The 16367-nt window shown below is 62.9% G+C and carries 17 protein-coding genes; 11 read left to right on the top strand and 6 right to left on the bottom strand.

All coding sequences use genetic code 11. The annotated features are described in order from the left end of the window. Positions 1 to 162: 162 nt before the first annotated feature. Entirely contained in the window at positions 163 to 666 is a 504-nt protein-coding gene (locus tag B0919_RS20355; protein WP_078014133.1) for a phosphoheptose isomerase, read from the bottom strand. A gap of 223 nt (positions 667 to 889) precedes the next feature. On the opposite strand from B0919_RS20355, the gene B0919_RS20350 reads away from it, so the two are divergent. The 5 genes from B0919_RS20350 to B0919_RS20330 all read left to right on the top strand — a co-directional run bounded on the left by B0919_RS20350 (position 890) and on the right by B0919_RS20330 (position 5755). Further along, positions 890 to 1453, top strand: a complete 564-nt coding sequence (locus B0919_RS20350; protein ID WP_078014132.1) for a lipocalin family protein — start codon at positions 890 to 892, stop codon at positions 1451 to 1453. A gap of 134 nt (positions 1454 to 1587) precedes the next feature. Beyond that, positions 1588 to 2037, top strand: a complete 450-nt coding sequence (gene bcp, locus B0919_RS20345) for a thioredoxin-dependent thiol peroxidase (protein ID WP_217701052.1) — start codon at positions 1588 to 1590, stop codon at positions 2035 to 2037. Positions 2038 to 2246: 209 nt separating this feature from the next. Beyond that, a complete protein-coding gene (locus B0919_RS20340) occupies positions 2247 to 3131 on the top strand; it encodes a transketolase (protein ID WP_078014130.1) in 885 nt (294 codons plus the stop codon). Between the two features lie 145 nt (positions 3132 to 3276). Next, on the top strand, positions 3277 to 4686 hold the full coding sequence (locus B0919_RS20335) for a vWA domain-containing protein (RefSeq protein ID WP_078014129.1): 1410 nt from the start codon (positions 3277 to 3279) through the stop codon (positions 4684 to 4686). 112 nt (positions 4687 to 4798) lie between these two features. After that, positions 4799 to 5755 (top strand): transketolase family protein, encoded by a 957-nt coding sequence (locus tag B0919_RS20330; RefSeq protein WP_078014128.1) that lies wholly within the window; start codon positions 4799 to 4801, stop codon positions 5753 to 5755. 114 nt (positions 5756 to 5869) lie between these two features. Here B0919_RS20330 and B0919_RS20325 read toward each other — a convergent pair whose 3' ends face one another. Then, entirely contained in the window at positions 5870 to 6613 is a 744-nt protein-coding gene (locus B0919_RS20325) for an NADase-type glycan-binding domain-containing protein (protein WP_139362286.1), read from the bottom strand. A 251-nt stretch (positions 6614 to 6864) separates the two neighbouring features. On the opposite strand from B0919_RS20325, the gene B0919_RS20320 reads away from it, so the two are divergent. Beyond that, on the top strand, positions 6865 to 7656 hold the full coding sequence (locus B0919_RS20320) for an MBL fold metallo-hydrolase (protein WP_410503634.1): 792 nt from the start codon (positions 6865 to 6867) through the stop codon (positions 7654 to 7656). A gap of 203 nt (positions 7657 to 7859) precedes the next feature. Here the strand turns inward: B0919_RS20320 and B0919_RS20315 are convergent, their stop codons facing one another. Then, positions 7860 to 10172 (bottom strand): DUF5060 domain-containing protein, encoded by a 2313-nt coding sequence (locus B0919_RS20315; RefSeq protein WP_078014126.1) that lies wholly within the window; start codon positions 10170 to 10172, stop codon positions 7860 to 7862. Positions 10173 to 10448: 276 nt separating this feature from the next. Between B0919_RS20315 and B0919_RS20310 the strand changes: the two genes are divergently transcribed. Further along, positions 10449 to 11186, top strand: a complete 738-nt coding sequence (locus tag B0919_RS20310) for a DUF481 domain-containing protein (protein ID WP_078014125.1) — start codon at positions 10449 to 10451, stop codon at positions 11184 to 11186. Positions 11187 to 11252: 66 nt separating this feature from the next. On the opposite strand, the gene B0919_RS20305 is transcribed toward B0919_RS20310, so the two are convergent. Further along, positions 11253 to 11909, bottom strand: a complete 657-nt coding sequence (locus tag B0919_RS20305; RefSeq protein WP_139362285.1) for a zinc ribbon domain-containing protein — start codon at positions 11907 to 11909, stop codon at positions 11253 to 11255. A gap of 105 nt (positions 11910 to 12014) precedes the next feature. Continuing rightward, positions 12015 to 12512, bottom strand: a complete 498-nt coding sequence (locus B0919_RS20300; RefSeq protein WP_078014124.1) for a DUF2628 domain-containing protein — start codon at positions 12510 to 12512, stop codon at positions 12015 to 12017. A 221-nt stretch (positions 12513 to 12733) separates the two neighbouring features. On the opposite strand from B0919_RS20300, the gene B0919_RS20295 reads away from it, so the two are divergent. From B0919_RS20295 to B0919_RS20280, 4 genes are all read left to right on the top strand, one after another. Then, positions 12734 to 13279, top strand: coding sequence for an RNA polymerase sigma factor (locus tag B0919_RS20295; protein WP_078014123.1), 546 nt, complete (start codon positions 12734 to 12736; stop codon positions 13277 to 13279). A 30-nt stretch (positions 13280 to 13309) separates the two neighbouring features. After that, positions 13310 to 13795: a hypothetical protein gene (locus tag B0919_RS20290; RefSeq protein ID WP_078014122.1), complete on the top strand. Its 486-nt coding sequence runs from the start codon at positions 13310 to 13312 to the stop codon at positions 13793 to 13795. Between the two features lie 33 nt (positions 13796 to 13828). Further along, the gene (locus tag B0919_RS20285; RefSeq protein ID WP_139362284.1) at positions 13829 to 14314 is read left to right on the top strand and encodes a hypothetical protein; all 486 of its coding nucleotides are present in this window, start codon (positions 13829 to 13831) and stop codon (positions 14312 to 14314) included. A 122-nt stretch (positions 14315 to 14436) separates the two neighbouring features. Further along, positions 14437 to 15639 carry an aspartate aminotransferase family protein gene (locus tag B0919_RS20280; protein ID WP_078014120.1) on the top strand — a complete coding sequence of 401 codons (1203 nt, stop codon included), beginning with the start codon at positions 14437 to 14439 and terminating at the stop codon, positions 15637 to 15639. 166 nt (positions 15640 to 15805) lie between these two features. Here B0919_RS20280 and B0919_RS20275 read toward each other — a convergent pair whose 3' ends face one another. Beyond that, the gene (locus tag B0919_RS20275; RefSeq protein WP_078014119.1) at positions 15806 to 16270 is read right to left on the bottom strand and encodes a TerB family tellurite resistance protein; all 465 of its coding nucleotides are present in this window, start codon (positions 16268 to 16270) and stop codon (positions 15806 to 15808) included. Positions 16271 to 16367 lie beyond the last annotated feature (97 nt).

Raw genomic sequence — 16367 nt, 5'->3', positions numbered from 1 at the left:
CGAAGCCAGACGAATCCCGTTCTTCTGTTTCAGGCTTCATACAGCAAAAAGCCCCGCCGGAACAATCCGGCGGGGCTTTTCTATTGACTGGGATGTTGATTGATCAGCGGTGATGTCGCCGCGTCTCGCTTCTCAGTTCTCTATACTCGTGTCTAAACCAGCCTACCGGCCGAAGTCGTCCTGCACGCGCACGATGTCGTCCTCGTCGGAAGGCTGCTGGGCGTCGGTGTGCTGCCAGATTTCGGCCAGGATGCCCCAGCCGTCGAGGCCCACGAGGCGGTGCCGCTCGCCCTGGCGCAGGGTAATCTGCTCGCCCACCTGGTAGGTCTTCACCTCGCCTTCGGCGTCCGTGTCGCTGGTGACCACGCCCACCGGGCCCTGCACCACACGCCAGATTTCGGCGCGGCGGTGGTGGTACTGCCACGAGAGGCGCTGCTGCGGCGCCACAATCAGAATCTTGGGGCTGAGCTTGCCCGAGATGCGCAGCTCCTCGACCGACAGGCCATCGAAGTAGGTATCGGCGAACTGCTGGGCCTGGGTTTCGTCGATGACGAAGAACCCGCCCCAGGGCCGCGTCTGATCCTGGCGCTCAATCCCGAAGCCCTGCTCGCGCAGCTGCTGCTCGGTGTGGAGGAAGAGTTGCTGTTTGGTAGCGTCGAAAGCCATGTATGCGTTAGGTGTGAATATCAAATGCTACTACCCGGTAGCGGGTAAGAAGAGTCGGCCGTGCCCGTGTTGGTTGACTGCCAGTCGGCAAATTTAGGCAAGCATCGGAACATGGCCCCTCGCCCCGCAACAAACAGCCTGCCAGACTCAAGGCAGGCCGCCATTTTCGAACGCCTGCGCGGGGGCTGCGTACACGGCCTGTCCACACCTAACCCACACCTTCATGCCCACCCCTCGCATCCGTAAGCCTATTATTTGGACCGCCGCCACCCTGCTGGCCGGGGCCACCGTGTACGCCCTTACCCGCCGCCGGTACCCAGAGTTGGATACTGTCTCGCACGTCGATTTGCGTCGCTACGCCGGCTTGTGGTACGAAATTGCCCGCCTGCCGCAACGGTTTGAGAAGCGCTGCACCCACGTCACGGCCGAGTACCGCCCCATGGCCGATGGCAAAATTGAGGTGCATAACACCTGCCACAAGGACTCTGTAAATGCACCCGCTAAAAAGGTACGGGGCGTGGCCCGCGTGGTCGATGCCGAGACCAACGCCAAGCTGAAAGTGCAGTTTCAGTGGCCTTTCGAGGGCGACTACTGGATTTTGGTGCTCGACGAGGATTACCGCTTCGCCCTCGTGGGTACGCCCGACCGCACGGGCCTATGGGTGCTGAGCCGCACGCCGCATCTGGGCTACCCCACCCTGCGCAACCTGATCGAAATGGCCGCGCAAAAGGGCTTCGATGTGGGCAACCTCATCTACACGCAGCAGCCCGAACAGGAAACGGCCTAGCACCATGGGGCCCCACGCGGGGCGCCCGTGCAGTAGCCCAGACTACGCGTAGTTCATAAAAGCGTCGGCCACGGCTATGAGCCGTGGCCGACGCGCACTACATCCGGGCCAACCGTTTACCTTTGGGCCCGATGATTACGCTTAGCCCCGGCGACCAAGCCCCCGACTTCACGGCCCAGGACCAAAACGGCCAGACGCACCACCTCGCGGACTACCGCGGCCAGCGCGTGGCCCTGTACTTCTACCCCAAGGACGATACGCCCGGCTGCACGGCCCAGGCCTGCTCCCTGCGCGACGGGGAGGCCCAGCTCAAAGCCGCCGGCATCCAGGTGCTCGGCGTGAGCACCGACGACGTGGCCTCGCACCAGCGCTTTGCCGAGAAGTACGAACTGCCCTTCCCACTGCTGGCCGACCCCGAGAAGCAGCTGGTAGAAGCCTACGGCGTGTGGCAGGAAAAAAAGAACTACGGCCGCACCTATTGGGGCGTGGCACGCACCACGTTTGTGCTCGACGCGGAAGGCCGCGTGGAGCGCATTATCCGCCGCCCCGACACGAAAAACCACGCCGAACAGCTGCTTAAGTAATTTGGCCGCCGGCGGACCCTCCCAGGGCCCGCCGGTTTCGTTTTCGGTAGGGTTCAGCCCGGCCGTAGTTGCGCAAACCGCGCCCCCGGCCGAACTTAGCCCCCTGCCGCTACGGCCGCTACCGCCCCACATTCGCGCCGTAAGACTTTGTGCGCAATGCCGTTAGCGGCCTGATTTTTCACATTTTCGCTCTTTCACTCTTCCCCTATATGTCCGTTTCTCCTTCTCCCGCTGCCGCCACTCCCACGCGCTCCGTGGCCGAACTCAAGCAGATTGCCTCCCAGGTACGCCGCGACATCGTGCGCATGGTGCACGCCGTCAACTCCGGCCACCCCGGCGGCTCTTTGGGCTGCACCGACCTGCTGGTGGCGCTGTACTTCAAGGTGATGAAGCACCACCCCGAGCCCTTCGACATGAATGGCATCGGCCAGGATATGTTCTTCCTCTCCAACGGGCACATCTCGCCGGTATTTTACTCGGTGCTGGCCCGCTCGGGCTACTTCCCGGTGAGTGAGCTGGCTACCTTCCGCAAGCTGAACTCGCGCCTGCAAGGCCACCCTGCCACCCACGAGCACCTACCTGGCGTGCGCGTTGCCTCCGGTTCGCTCGGCCAGGGCCTGAGCGTGGCCATCGGCGCGGCCCAGGCCAAGAAGCTCAACAACGACGACCGCCGCGTGTTCGTGCTGATGGGCGACGGGGAACTGGAAGAAGGCCAGGTGTGGGAAGCGGCCATGTACGCCCCGCACCACAAGGTGGACAACCTGATTGCGGTAGTGGACCGCAACGGCCAGCAGATCGACGGCCCGACCGACAAAATCGGCGGCCTGGGCGACCTGCGCGCCAAGTTTGAAGCTTTCGGCTGGCAAGTGCTCGAAGCCGACGGCAACCAGTTTGAAACCCTGTTGCCGGCGCTGGACGAAGCTCTGTCGCTGCTGGGCCAGGGCAAACCCGTGATGCTGCTGATGGACACGCAGATGGGCTACGGCGTGGACTTCATGATGGGCAGCCACAAGTGGCACGGCGTGGCCCCGAACGACGAGCAGCTGGAAAAAGCGCTGCAGCAGCTTATCGTGGAGGAAAAATCGGACTACTAAACCATTCCCCGCGCTGCTTCAACTGGCCTGGATGGCATTGATGGCCGCGGCGTAAATACTGTTTTCACCATTAGGCTCCTCTCGTACCTGCATCGTCAGGCTCCCCCTCTTCTTTCCGGAGAGGGGGCCGGGGGGTGAGGCGCACATGGCACGACGCATTCTTACCTGGAAGCTGGTTCTGCTGGCGGCCTTTTGGCTGCTGGCCGGGCCGCTGCGTGCCCAGCAAGGCGCCCCGTCGGGCCAGCCCAAAACCACGCGCATCCTCTTCGTGCTCGACGCCTCGGGCTCGATGAACGCGCCGTGGGAAGGGCAGCCACGCTGGAACGTAGCCAAGTCCTTGCTGGCCAAGATGGCCGACTCGCTCAACGCCTACCCCAACTTGGAGCTGGCCTTGCGCGCCTACGGCCATCAGTACCCCAACAAGGACAACAACTGCGAGGACTCGCGCCTGGAGGTGCCCTTTGCCCGCAAAAACGCGGCCGCCATCAAGCAAAAGCTGCAGGCCCTGACGCCGCAGGGCAACACGCCCATCACCTACTCGCTGCTGCAGTCGGCAGGCGACTTTCCGGCCGACCGCAACGCACGCAACGTGCTCATCCTGATTACGGACGGGCTCGAATCGTGCAAGGGCGACCCGTGCGCCACGGCCCTGGCCCTGCAGCGCAAGCACGTGTTTCTGAAGCCCTTCGTCATCGGTATCGGGGCGGAGCGCGAGTTTGGCGAGCAGCTCAAGTGCCTGGGCCAGTACTACAACGCGGCCGACGTGAAGACGTTCCGCGCCATCCTGGGCGACGTCATTGCCCAGACCCTGGCCAAGACCACGGTAGCCGTGAACCTGACGGACGAAACGGGCCGGCCGGTGGAGTCGAACGTGAACATGACGTTCCTCAACAACGTCACCGACCAACCGGAGTACAACTACGTGCACTGGCGCGACGCCAAGGGCCAGCCCGACGTACTCGACATCGACGCGCTGCAGAGCTACGACTTGGTCATCAACACCGTGCCGCCGGTGCGCCAGCAAAACCTGGCTATCCGGCCCGGCAAGGCCAACGTGCTGACCTACAAGACCCCGCAGGGCACGCTGAATCTGCAGAACCCGCCCCTTTCGCCCAACCCCTACGGCGTGGTGCAGGCGGTGGTGCGCGCCCAGGCCAGTCCGGCTACGGTGGTGGCCCGCTCGTTCGGGGCGAAGCAGAAGCTGCTGGCCGGCAACTACGAGGTGGAAATCCTTACGCTGCCGCGCATCATCCGGCGCATCACCGTGAAGCAGGGCCAGGAAACCACGGTGACCTACGACGCGCCGGGCACCCTGAACATCATCAGCGACCTGAAAGGCTACGGCAGCATCTACCGCCTCAACCAGGACGACTCGCAAACCTGGGTGTACGACCTGCCGCAGGGTGGTTCGTCCAAGATTAACCTGCCTATGCAGCCGGGCCCGTACCGCCTGGTGTACCGCACCAGCAACGCCACGGGCAGCCGGTTTACGGACGTGCGGCCGTTCACCATCCGTAGTGGGCAAACCACGTCGGTCAGCATTTTTGGGAAATAACCATGGCGCACTGACGCGGCATTCCGGCCCTACAGAGTGGTTATCTACTTTGGTCTGCGTGACACCACAAGCAGGCCACTTTTCTTCTAACTGAAACTTCCTCCCTTCCAATATGAAAGACTTCCCCTACACCGAGAAAAAAGACACCCGTTCCGGCTTCGGTGCCGGCCTGCACCAGCTCGGCCAGACCAACCCCAACGTAGTGGCCCTCTGCGCCGACCTCATCGGCTCCCTGAAAATGGACGCCTTCGTGAAGGATTTCCCGGAGCGCTTCTTCCAGGTGGGCATTGCCGAAGCCAACATGATGGGCCTGGCCGCCGGCCTGACCATCGGCGGTAAGATTCCCTTCACCGGCACCTTCGCCAACTTCTCGACGGGCCGCGTGTACGACCAGATCCGCCAGAGCATTGCCTACTCGGGCAAGAACGTGAAGATCTGTGCCTCGCACGCCGGCGTGACCCTGGGCGAAGATGGCGCCACCCACCAGATTCTGGAGGACGTGGGCATGATGAAAATGCTGCCCCATATGTGCGTCATCAACCCCTGCGACTTCAACCAGACCAAAGCCGCTACCCTGGCCATTGCCGATTACGAAGGCCCGGTGTACCTGCGCTTCGGCCGCCCGGTGGTGCCTAACTTCACCCCCGCCGACCAGAAGTTTGAAATCGGCAAAGCTGTGATGCTGAACGAGGGCACCGACGTGAGCATCTTCGCCACCGGCCACCTGGTGTGGAAGGCCATCCTGGCCGGCCACCTGCTGGCTGACAAGGGCATCAACGCCGAAATCATCAACATCCACACCATCAAGCCCCTGGACGAGGAAGCCGTGCTGACTTCGGTCCGCAAGACGCGCTGCGTAGTGACGGCCGAGGAGCACCAAATGAACGGCGGCCTGGGCGACTCCATTGCTCAGCTGTTGGCCCGCGTAGAGCCGCTGCCGCTGGAAATGGTAGCCGTGAACGACTCCTTCGGCGAATCGGGCACGCCCGACGAGCTGATGGAAAAGTACGGCCTCAACGAGCAGGCCATTGTGGCCGCCGTGGAGAAAGTAATGGCCCGCCGCAAGTAATTCCGGTTCGGATCAAAAAGAAACCGCCCCGGTTGCCAGCAGGCAGCCGGGGCGGCTTCTTTTGGTAATCAGCAGTTCAGCCGTATTTCATCCACTGCCCTACTCATCGCGCCCCTAATGCACATCGAGGCCGCTGAAGTTGATTTCGCTCACGGCCACGTCGGGGTACTTGTCGCCCTTGTACACTTCCTGAATTTCCAGCGTCAGCACCAGGTCTTTGCCCTTGACCGTGGAGCGGACTGGGGCAATGCTGAACGTCTGCGCGGCGGAAGTGTCGGCTAGCTCCAGGGTGGCGTAATACGTGCCGTTGAGATAGAGCTTGAATTTCCTGACGCGGGCGTTGGCCTGGTACAGCTCCTGATTTTTGAGGTAGCCGTTGTAAATGGTTATTTGGTTGACCCGCGGCGAGAGAGGCTTGAAGTAAAAGCTGATGCGTTGCCCGATGACTCCGGCGGCGGTATTCGGCACCCAGGCGGTCAGCAGGCTGAAGTCGTGCAGGTTGTCGGGCTTGTAGGCATCCTTGTTCTGCAGCTGGGAGCTGGCCGTGACCTTGTACATCTGCCCGCCGCAGTACCAGCTGCAGCCGGGGCCCTGCGTCAGCGGGCCGGCGCCATCCTCCAGCTGATCGATGCGCTGCCGTTCACCCTTCGGCAGCTTCTCGTAGCTCAGCTTGCCCGCCTCCAGCTGCGCATTAGTGGCCAGCGCTTTTTCCCACGCCGCCTGTTCGGCTTTGGAGTAGTCGTTTCGGGAGCCCAGCGTGGGCTTGAGAATTTTCAGGCTCTGATTTGGGCTCTGGGCACGGACGCCAAGGGCCAACCACGATAGGGCGAGGCACAGCCCCAGGGAACTGACTTTCATAATGGGCACGGTCGGATAGCCTACGGCGTCGCCAATATACTTTGGCTTGTCGGATGCTGGCAGCCCCCGTCCGGCGCGGTGGCGTGCTGCAGTTCAGGGAACAGCGGCCGCGGAGGTCAGCACGGGGGCTGCGGCGGTTTGGCGAACTAAACTTGTGGGTGGCGACCCGGTTACTATCACCATTTCCAGTATGGCGGCTACCGCCCCTGATCCTCAAATTCCAAGCACCAACTCCAAACCCACCAGTCTACATGAAGATGCAGTCTGCCCTTGTTCTTACGGCCGCTCTGGCTACGTTCACTATTCGGGCATCGGCCCAAACGGCACCGGCCGCCTCGCGGGTGGCCGCCGACCAGATTACGACCAAGCAAGGCCCGCTTACGGTGCAACCCATCACGCACGGCAGCGTGGTGTTTACCTGGAACGGCAAAACCATCTACGTGGACCCCTACGGCGGGGCCGAGGGCTACGCCGGGTTGGCCGCGCCCGACGTGGTCCTGATTACCGACATTCACGGCGACCATCTGGACCCGAAGACGCTGGCCGGCCTTTCCCTGAGCAAGGCCCTACTGGTGGTGCCGCCGGCCGTGGCCGAGAAGTTACCGGCCGAGTACAAGGCTCAACGGCGCGTCCTGCGCAACGGCCAGCGGCTCGACACGCTGGGTATGACGGTGGCGGCCGTACCGATGTACAACCTGCCCGAGGCACCTGACGCGATGCACACCAAAGGCCGCGGCAACGGCTACGTGCTGACGCTGGGCGGTAAAAACGTGTACCTGTCCGGCGACACAGAAGACATTCCGGAAATGCGCGCCCTCAAGAACATCGACGTGGCGTTTGTGTGCATGAACCTGCCTTACACCATGGACGTGCAACAGGCCGCACAGGGCGTACTGGCCTTCAAGCCGGCCATCGTGTACCCTTACCATTACCGGGGCCAGAACGGCCTGAGCGACGTGGAAAGCTTCAAGAAAACCGTCAACGCGGCTAATAAGAAAATTGACGTGCGGCTGCGCAACTGGTATACCGCAGCGGCTAAATAGCGGCTAAATAAGGGACTCGGGCACCACGGAACGTGCTGCCGAGCGGTGAGCTTGGCAGCACGTTCTAGCGTTTCCGAACCTATGGCAGTGGCTATGGAAGCAGTCCATATGGAAGTAATGCCCCGATGCAATGCTGCCGCAGGACTGCGTATTGCCCCAACTGTTGGCATTACCCAAGTAGGCTTTCGATGGCCTAGACACTGTTACTTTTTCCGACCAGCTGGTCGTTTTGGCGGCGAAGAGCTGCCTTTTTTCTGAGCTGCCGGCGTGGCTTTCCGGGACGCCGTTGCGGCCCTCCTCGTGGCGGTAGACGGCTTGCGGGGTGCTGCCGACGCCGGCTTCGGTGCTGCTTCGGGCAGCCAGGTAGCCTTGAAGCCATAATCCGGGGCGTAGGGCGCGGTGCCTAGTGGGCGTAGTGGCGGCACGGTGAAGGTAAGGGCGCTGTCGGCGGAGGCGCGCACCTCGGTGGTGAACTGTGGAATCACGCCGCCCTGGTCTTTTTTGCCATCACGGTTCACGTCGTAGAACGGGTAGGTGCTGAAGAACTCCAAGCGGTAGCGGCCGGGGCGTACGCGGCGCTCAATGGTCACCTGCTGGCCCACCAGCGCCGGAATGCTATCGGGCGTGCTGGGTTGGTTGTCGTTGAGGGCGTTGCAGGCAGCATTCTCTTTCGGGCCGGCGCTGTGGGGCAGCTTGTACCAGTAGTTGTGCCGGTTGTGCACCCAGCCCACCACCCGCGCCGGGCTGCGCAGGGCGTACACTTCCAGCATGGGCGTGGAGGTGCGCGCACCCGTGGGCAGGAAGGCAGGGTTGGCACCGTCTTCTCGGCCCACCGTCCAGATAGGTATGCAGTTGCCGGGCGAGGTGGGCTCGTGCTTGGCGTCTTTGGGGCCGGCGTCGCCCGGGCACGGACTGGCCACGGCTTCGTAACGCTCCTCGAAGATGGGGCAGGCGTTCAGGAACTGTTGCAGCGGCTTCAGGTAGTGGTACTGCCCGCCGAAGCACAGGCCAAACACCTGGTTGGCCCACCAGTACATCGCCGTGCCGCCCGAGCCGTTGAATGCCGACGACCACAGGGTGTTGTGCAGCTCGTTGAGGTCGTGGTAGAGCAGGCCGGGCGGGTAGAGCTTGCGGGTGAAGTTGGAGGAGCCGTACCAACAGCCGTTCTGCTCCAGGCCGAACTCGCCCACGAAATAGGGCTTCGAGGGATATAGCCCGGCCGCGCGCCGGGCCATAAAGGCCCGTTGGTACTCCACGTTCTTGTCGGAACTGTAGTAGTGGTCCTGCACAAAATCCACCTGCGGCGAGTAGTACGGGGCGGCGCTTGTATCGGAGAGCGGGTAGTTGCCGCTGAACGCATAGCCCACGTTGATGGTGTACAGATGCTGGGGCGCGAGGCTGCGGGCGTAAGCCAGCATTTCATCGGCCCAGCGGCGCAGCAGGCGCGGGTTGTCCCGGTCCCAGAACTGGTCGTTGGTGCCCGCGCCGAAGCAGTCGGCCTCCCCCATCAGCTCCACCCCGAACAGGGCCGGCGAATAGCCCCAGCGGGCCATGATGTAGCGGATGCGCTGGCGCAGTAGCTGCCGGCACACAGAATCGGCGAAGAAACGCGTGTTGGGGGAGCCGGGCGGCAGCCGCTGGTAGTACGGGTGCTTGGGCCAGGCGCGGCCGAAGCTCTCGGAGTCGAACAGCTCGTCCTGGGTGACGAGCACCGTTTGCAGATACACTCCGCGCCGGGCGGCCAGCTCCAGCACCTCATCGAAGTCGTAGGCCCGGTTTTGCCGCAGGTCATAACTGCCGGCCGGGCCGTCGGGCCCCTCGATGCCGAACTGGGCCGGAATCAGCAGCACGCGGGCGTAGTTGCCGCCCTGCTCAGCAATGCGCTGAATGCCCACGCGGGCGTCGCGATAGGGCAAGCGGTTGTAGGGGCCGTTGTTCCAGGTGTTGGTTACGTTCAGGCCCAATGGAAAAAACACTTTCCCATCGGCAAAGGCGAAGTTGCGGTTGTTGGGGTGCTTGCCCACGAAGCCGGGGTTAGCCGAGGCCGCCACCGTCACGGTCACGGGCTCGGTGCTGATGGTGGTGTCGCCGTGCATGACCACCACGCGGTAGCGCCACTTGCCGGCCGTGGGCGGCGCAAAGCGCAGCCGCCAGGGCAACGGCGTGGCCACGGGCTGCAGGTACTTCGGGTTTTCGGGGCAGTCGTTGCAGTAGTAGCAGGTGTCCTGGGGGGAGCGTTGGGCGGGGCAGTTCTGGCAGCGCTTAAAATCCTGGTACCAGAAGCCCTGCACCCAGTAGCCCTTGCCCTCGGGCGATATGAACTCGGCCGTGACGCGGATTTCGGCGGGGTCGTAGGGATTGTTGAACCGAGCCGGGTTCAGCGCCACGCCCAGCTCCAGCTTCTGGTAGCGGGCCGGCGGCGCAGCGCCCAGCACCCGTACTTCCCGTATCCGCAACGCCCAGGCAGAACCGGCACTCAACCACGACAGCAACAGCAGCAAGAAAATGGGGCGCATAGTTGAGGAATTCGGGGTAAGACAGGCTGGTAAGCAACGAAGAAAACGCCGTTGCCGGTAAGCCCGACAGGCGAAACGCTGTGCGAAGTTCGGCCGCGCTGGTTACAAGCCATCTGAAAAGCTGCTTTGCCTGGCGGCCACCCGTCACACCGGCAACCCATCTCGCTAGTTTCCAACTCAATGCTGTGCCACTGCAGGTATGCTCGACTACCTCTTCCTAGGCCGCGCCGGCTGGCTGCATAGCCCGCTTTCGGCAGCAGTGCCTTGTTTTGCAGTATGCTTCGCTTGCTTGTCCCGTTTCTCTTTGCCCTGTGCGCCGCCGTTCTGGGAGTCCTTCCGGCCCAGGCGCAGCGCCCCGACACGACGATTATTCACTACACGGGCACGCTCACGGGCGCCCTGTCGGCCGGGGGTGTATACCGCACGCTGCTCACCACCACCCATTCAGCCACCATCACCCGCGGCCTGCACTTCGGGCTGCCGCTGACGGGCACGTTTACGTACGGCAAGCAGGACCGGCAGCTGAAGGAGCGGGAAGCCCTGATCAATGCCACGCCCTACTACTGGAAAGGCCACTTCCGCGCCTACGGCCTCGGCGGCTACGAGCGCAGCAACCTGCGCGGCATTCAGGACCGGGTGCAGGTGGGCGCCGGGCCGGGCTGGTCGTTCTACCGCGACTCGCTGGGCACGCGCGAAGTGGCCCTGAGCAACCTGCTTATCCGCGAAGCCACCTACTACGTCGATGGCAGCCGGCGTATCGTCACGCGCAACTCGCTGCGGCTGAAGCTGCTCTACACGCTCCGGCAGTTCACCGTGTCGACGTTTACCTACTACCAGCCATCCATTCCCACGCTGTCGGACTTTCGCGTAAGCCAGCTGGCCACCGTCACGTTCAAAGTGACCAAGCGCTTGGCCGTCAACGCCACCAGCAACTACACCCACGAAAGCCGCGTGCTGGCCGGCAAGAACCCCGATAACTACAACCTGACGGTGGGCTTTTCCTACACCCGGTAGCCCGGCGCAAAAAAGCCCGCTTGCCAAGACGGCAAGCGGGCTTTTTTGCGCCGGGTCAGCAGCAGTTTATTGCTTGGAGCCGCACTCGGCGCAGAACTTCTGCTCGGCCTTGAGGCCGGCGCCGCAGTTGCCGCAGAAGCGGCCCTTGGTTTGGGCCTGCGCCACCGCGTTGGAGGTGCCGCAGCTGGGGCAGAACTTCTGGTCGGCGGCCAGCTTGGTCTGGCAGTTGCTGCATTGCACCAGCCCGCCTTTGTTCAGGAAATCCAGCTCCTGCGTGTAGTTCTGCTCGCGGGTTTTGGTGTAGATCTGTTCGCGGGCGGCCTGCCGCTGCTGGGCGGCCAGCTCTTCGTGCTCGTCGGGGGCGCAGTCTTCGCAGAGGCCGGCCTGGTGGTTCCAGCACACATCGGGGCATACCCAGTGGCCGCAGCGGGTGCACTGCTTGAAGTAAGTTTTGCCCTCCTGCACGGCTTTGTCCAGGGCCTCGTCGTGGGCCTTGCCGCCGATGGCACGCTGCACGTGGTAGGCCGCGTTGCCCGCGTCGGAAAACATGCCGCCGAACAGGCTGCCCGCGGCCCGCATCAGCTCGCCGGCAATGCCGACGCTGTTGGGGTGAAAGCGCGACATGTGGCCGTTGCGGCATTTGTCGCAGTAAAACTTAAATTGGAAGCCTTTGTCGGTACTGAGGTCGTCGTGGTTGGCGACGAACTGAATCATGTTGCTCATAGCTGCGGAGGAGGAAAGACTGGTCGCAAGGCCAAAAGTAGCATTTCGCCATATCATGCCTTCGTTATTCTCATTCAATAGTGCGCAAAATACCCGCGCCAGGGGCTACTGAAAATACTGCGGATACCGGCAGATTAGCCCCATAATTCCGACGACGAGCACCGCGGCCACGATGAAGAACGTCCAGCTGGTGCCGCCCTGCCGCCGCAGCTTGCGCAGAATGGCTTCTTCGGACGTCTCCGTGCGCAGCACCTTCGTGATTTTACGCCGGGCGTAGGCCAGGTACATCCAGTTGGCGCAGGCCGAAAGAATGGTGGCCGACAGCACATTGACTACGATGGTGCGGCTTTGACTTTCGGGCGCCAGCGGAAAGCTGAAACGATGCAGCAGCCACTCCTCTGCCTCCGCTTCGGCCACGAGGCAGAGCATAATCAAGCCTGCCACCCAGTACATGCGGCGGTACAGAACCCAGAAGATGCCCGCAAAAAAGGCGCCGCCGTTGAAGCTGATGCGCTGGCCGCCCTGCCAGGCGCGCCACTTCCCAAGGTAGTAATCGGCATTGCGGCCGAAAAAAGCCGCCAGGTATTCTTCGTTGATATCCATTGCAGCGAATCGATTATGCAAGCGTATTTGTGCGAGTAAAGCAGGACGAGGCGACTGCGCGCAGCCGCCTGTCCAACGCCACAATATGGCAGCTACTCATCAAGCTCAAAAGTGTGCCGCGGCTTCGGGGCGCAAAAAAATGCAGTTGGCTTAAACCTTGCGGCGGCGGCAGCCTCTAACCCACCACGCCAACCGCCTCCACCTCTCCCCTCCTCGCCCGCTTGGAAGATCAGGAAATCCTCCTCAAGTTCCGGGAACCCGCCACCCGCAACGTGGCCTTTAACCAGCTGGTGCGCAAGTACCAAAGCAAGGTGTATTGGCACGTGCGCAAGATGGTCATCGACCACGACGACGCCGACGACCTCACGCAGGACGTGTTCATCAAGGTGTGGAACCACCTGGAAAACTTCCGCCAGGATGCCTCGCTCTTCACCTGGATTTACCGCATCGCCACCAACGAGTGCCTGAACTTTCTTTCCAGCAAGCGGCGCAAGTTCTTTCTGCCCCTCAACGACGTGGGTGCCGAGCTGACGCAGAAGCTGGAAGCTGATGACTCCCTGGCTGGCGACGAAGTGGAAAAGAAGCTGCAGAAAGCCATTCTGCGCCTGCCCGACAAGCAACGCCTGGTGTTCAACCTGCGCTACTACGAGGACATGCCCTACGAGCAGATGGCCGAAGTGACGGGCACGAGCGTGGGCGCCCTGAAGGCCTCCTACCACCACGCCGTCAAGAAGATTGAGCAGTACGTAAACGACACCACCGATTAAACTCCGGGGCCCGAGCGGCCTCTAACCGATATGAAAACGCCTTTTCGCCTCAATGAGCACCCACGGCGCCCCGCGCCGCCGCTGGCCCCGCCGCCCGAGGATTACTTTGATAAGCTGCCGCTGCGCGTGATGCAGCGCGTGCGCCCCCAGGAACCGGCCGCGGCGCCGCTGCTGGGTTGGCTCACGGCTCTGAGCGCGCCGCTGCGCACGGCGTTGGCTTCGCTGCTGTTGCTGGTCGGCTTTGTGGGCACGTTCTGGCTCACGCAGCGCGCCCTGCCGCAGTCCGGTGCGCCGCTGGCAGCCACGCGGCAGTCGTCGGCGCAGGCGCTGGCGGCGGTGCCCCGCGCCGAGGCGGTGCAGTACCTGCTCTCCGACGAAGCCGCACGCCTCTCCCTGGCCGAGCTGTCGGAAACCACGGTGGCCGACCACGACCTCACGTCCGCCTTCCTGCCGGCCACGGATGCCGAAATCCAGGCGGCCCTCGACGAGCAGCCCAGCGTGGATGTGTACCTATAATCGTTACTTCGCTTGATGTTTCCCCGCTTTCCGATGAAACGCTTCTTCCTTCGCAACTTACCGTTGGCAGTGTTTTGCCTGCTCACGTTCTTTACGCACGCCCTGGCGCAGCGCCCCGGCGGCGGCCAGGGCCCGCGCACGGAGCGCCTCGAAAACGCCCGCATTGCCTACATCACCGATAAGATTTCGCTGACGCCGGACCAGGCCCAGCGTTTCTGGCCGCTCTTTAACGAATTCACCGACAAGCGTCGCGAGCTGCGCAAGCAAACCAAGATGGGCCTGCGCGGTCAGGACTTCACAGCCATGAGCGACAAGGACATCCGCGCCGCCCTGGATCAGCAGTTCAAGCTGCGCCAGAGCGAAATCAACCTCGAAAAAGAGTACGTCGACCGGTTTCAGAAGGTCATCACGCTGCGGCAGGTGGCCCAGCTGCTGCAGGCCGAACGCGACTTCACCAAAGCGCTGATTCAGCGCCTCGACAACGGCCGCGCCAGCGGCCCCGTGCGCGGCCAGGACTAGGCCGCATTTTTATAGATGAACCGGGGCTGTTCCTTACCAAGGAGCAGCCCCGGTTGTTTTGGGCTCGTGCCGCTTTGCGCGTCGGGCGGTACTTTTGTGTTTTCGCTTACCCCACGAGTGCCATGCTTACTCCCCGCCAGCTGTTTCTGCGCCACCAGGCCCAAACCTCCAATTTTCCCTTGCTGCTCGAAATCGAGCGGGCCGAGGGCGTGTGGATGTACGGGCCCGGCGGCCGCCGCTACCTCGATTTGATTTCGGGCATCGGCGTAAGCAACGTGGGGCACCGCCACCCGCGCGTGCTGCGGGCCATTCAGGACCAGCTCGATAAGTACCTGCACCTGATGGTGTACGGCGAGCTGGTGCAGGCCCCGCCTGCCGCCCTGGCTCACGCCCTGCACCAGACGCTGCCCGCCGAGCTCGACAACGTGTACTTCACCAATTCCGGCACCGAAGCTGTGGAGGGCGCGCTGAAGCTGGCCAAGCGCTACACCGGCCGCACCGAGCTCATCAGCTGCCTGAACGCCTACCACGGCTCCACGCAGGGCGCGCTGTCGGTGACGGGCTCCGAGAGCTTCAAGCGCAGCTTTCGCCCCCTGCTCCCCGACGTGCGCCACATCCGCTACAACGACGCTACCGACCTCGCGCACATTACCGAGCGCACGGCGGCCGTCATCGTGGAGACGGTGCAGGGCGAAGGCGGCGTGCGCGTGCCCGCAAACGGCTACTTGCCGCAGCTGCGCCGCCGCTGCGACGAAGTAGGCGCCCTGCTCATCCTCGACGAAATCCAGTGCGGCTTTGGGCGCACCGGTACTTTCTGGGCCTTCGAGCAGTTCGGCGTGGTGCCCGATATCCTCCTGACGGCCAAAGGCATGGGTGGCGGCATGCCCATCGGCGCGTTTATCTCGCGCCAGGAAATCATGCACAGCTTCAAGACCGACCCGATTCTGGGCCACCTGACCACGTTTGGTGGGCACCCGGTGTCGTGCGCGGCGGCGCTGGCCACGCTGCAGGTTATCCAGGAGGAGCAGCTGCTGGCCGGGGTAGCCGAAAAGGCCGCGCGTTTCCGGCGGCAGCTGGTGCACCCGGCTATCCGCGGGGTGCGCGGCCTGGGCCTGCTGATGGCGGTGGAATTTGACTCCTTCGAGGTACTCAAGCCCATCATCGACCGCGCCCTGGAGCACGAAGGCGTGCTCACCGACTGGTTTCTGTTCTGCGACAACTCCCTGCGCCTCGCCCCGCCCCTGACCATCACCGACGCCGAAATCGATGAGGCCTGTGCCGCCCTGCTGCGGGCCGTGGAGCACGTAACGGATTCCCTTGTTTAACCCTTCGCCACCAATCAATACCTTGCTAATCATTCACTTACAATCAAAATAACCGACTATGCTACTAGCGCACAAAACCAAAGGCCGCTGGCAGTGCCAGCGGCCTTTGGTTTTGTTATATGATGCCGAAGCCGCAATCGAAATTTCGGTGCGCCCCGACCGGTAGCTACAGCCCGCTGCCGTGCGTCGGCTCGCCCTTGCCCTGGAAGTTCAGGAAGGCCTGCGACTCTTCTTTGATGTGCTCACGGGGCAGGCCGTCGCGCACGCCCATGGAAATTTTGCGTACCAGCACGCCCACAATAGCCTTACGGAAGCCCAGCTTCTCGGCCATGTCGATGCAGAAGTCCATTTCGTTGTCGTCCACCACGCCGTCGGCCAGCATCATGTCCACTAGGTCAAATATCTGGTCGAATCGTTCGGAGTCGTTGTCGGGCAGGGCGAGGACGTGGTTGCTGGCGTTGGCCACCACGCTGCGCACGTCGTTGGCACTCAAGCCGTTTTTCTTGCCAACAGCCACCAGAAAGTTCATTTCCCGCTCGTCGATGTGCCCGTCGACGCGGGCCAGAGCGGCGAGGTTGTGAATGTGGCTGCGGACTTTTTTGCTTTGTTCGCTTTCGAAGAAACCAAACATGGGTCGGGCAGGATAAAACGGTGAGGAGGAGCGGCCGCGCGTGGAAATGGCTATGCTGCCGGTCCGGCGGCCCTGCGGACGGCAGCGGGCGCCGGTT

Source organism: Hymenobacter sp. CRA2 (assembly GCF_002007105.1).
Taxonomy (GTDB): Bacteria; Bacteroidota; Bacteroidia; order Cytophagales; family Hymenobacteraceae; genus Solirubrum.
This window is presented reverse-complemented; position numbering and strand designations above follow the sequence as displayed.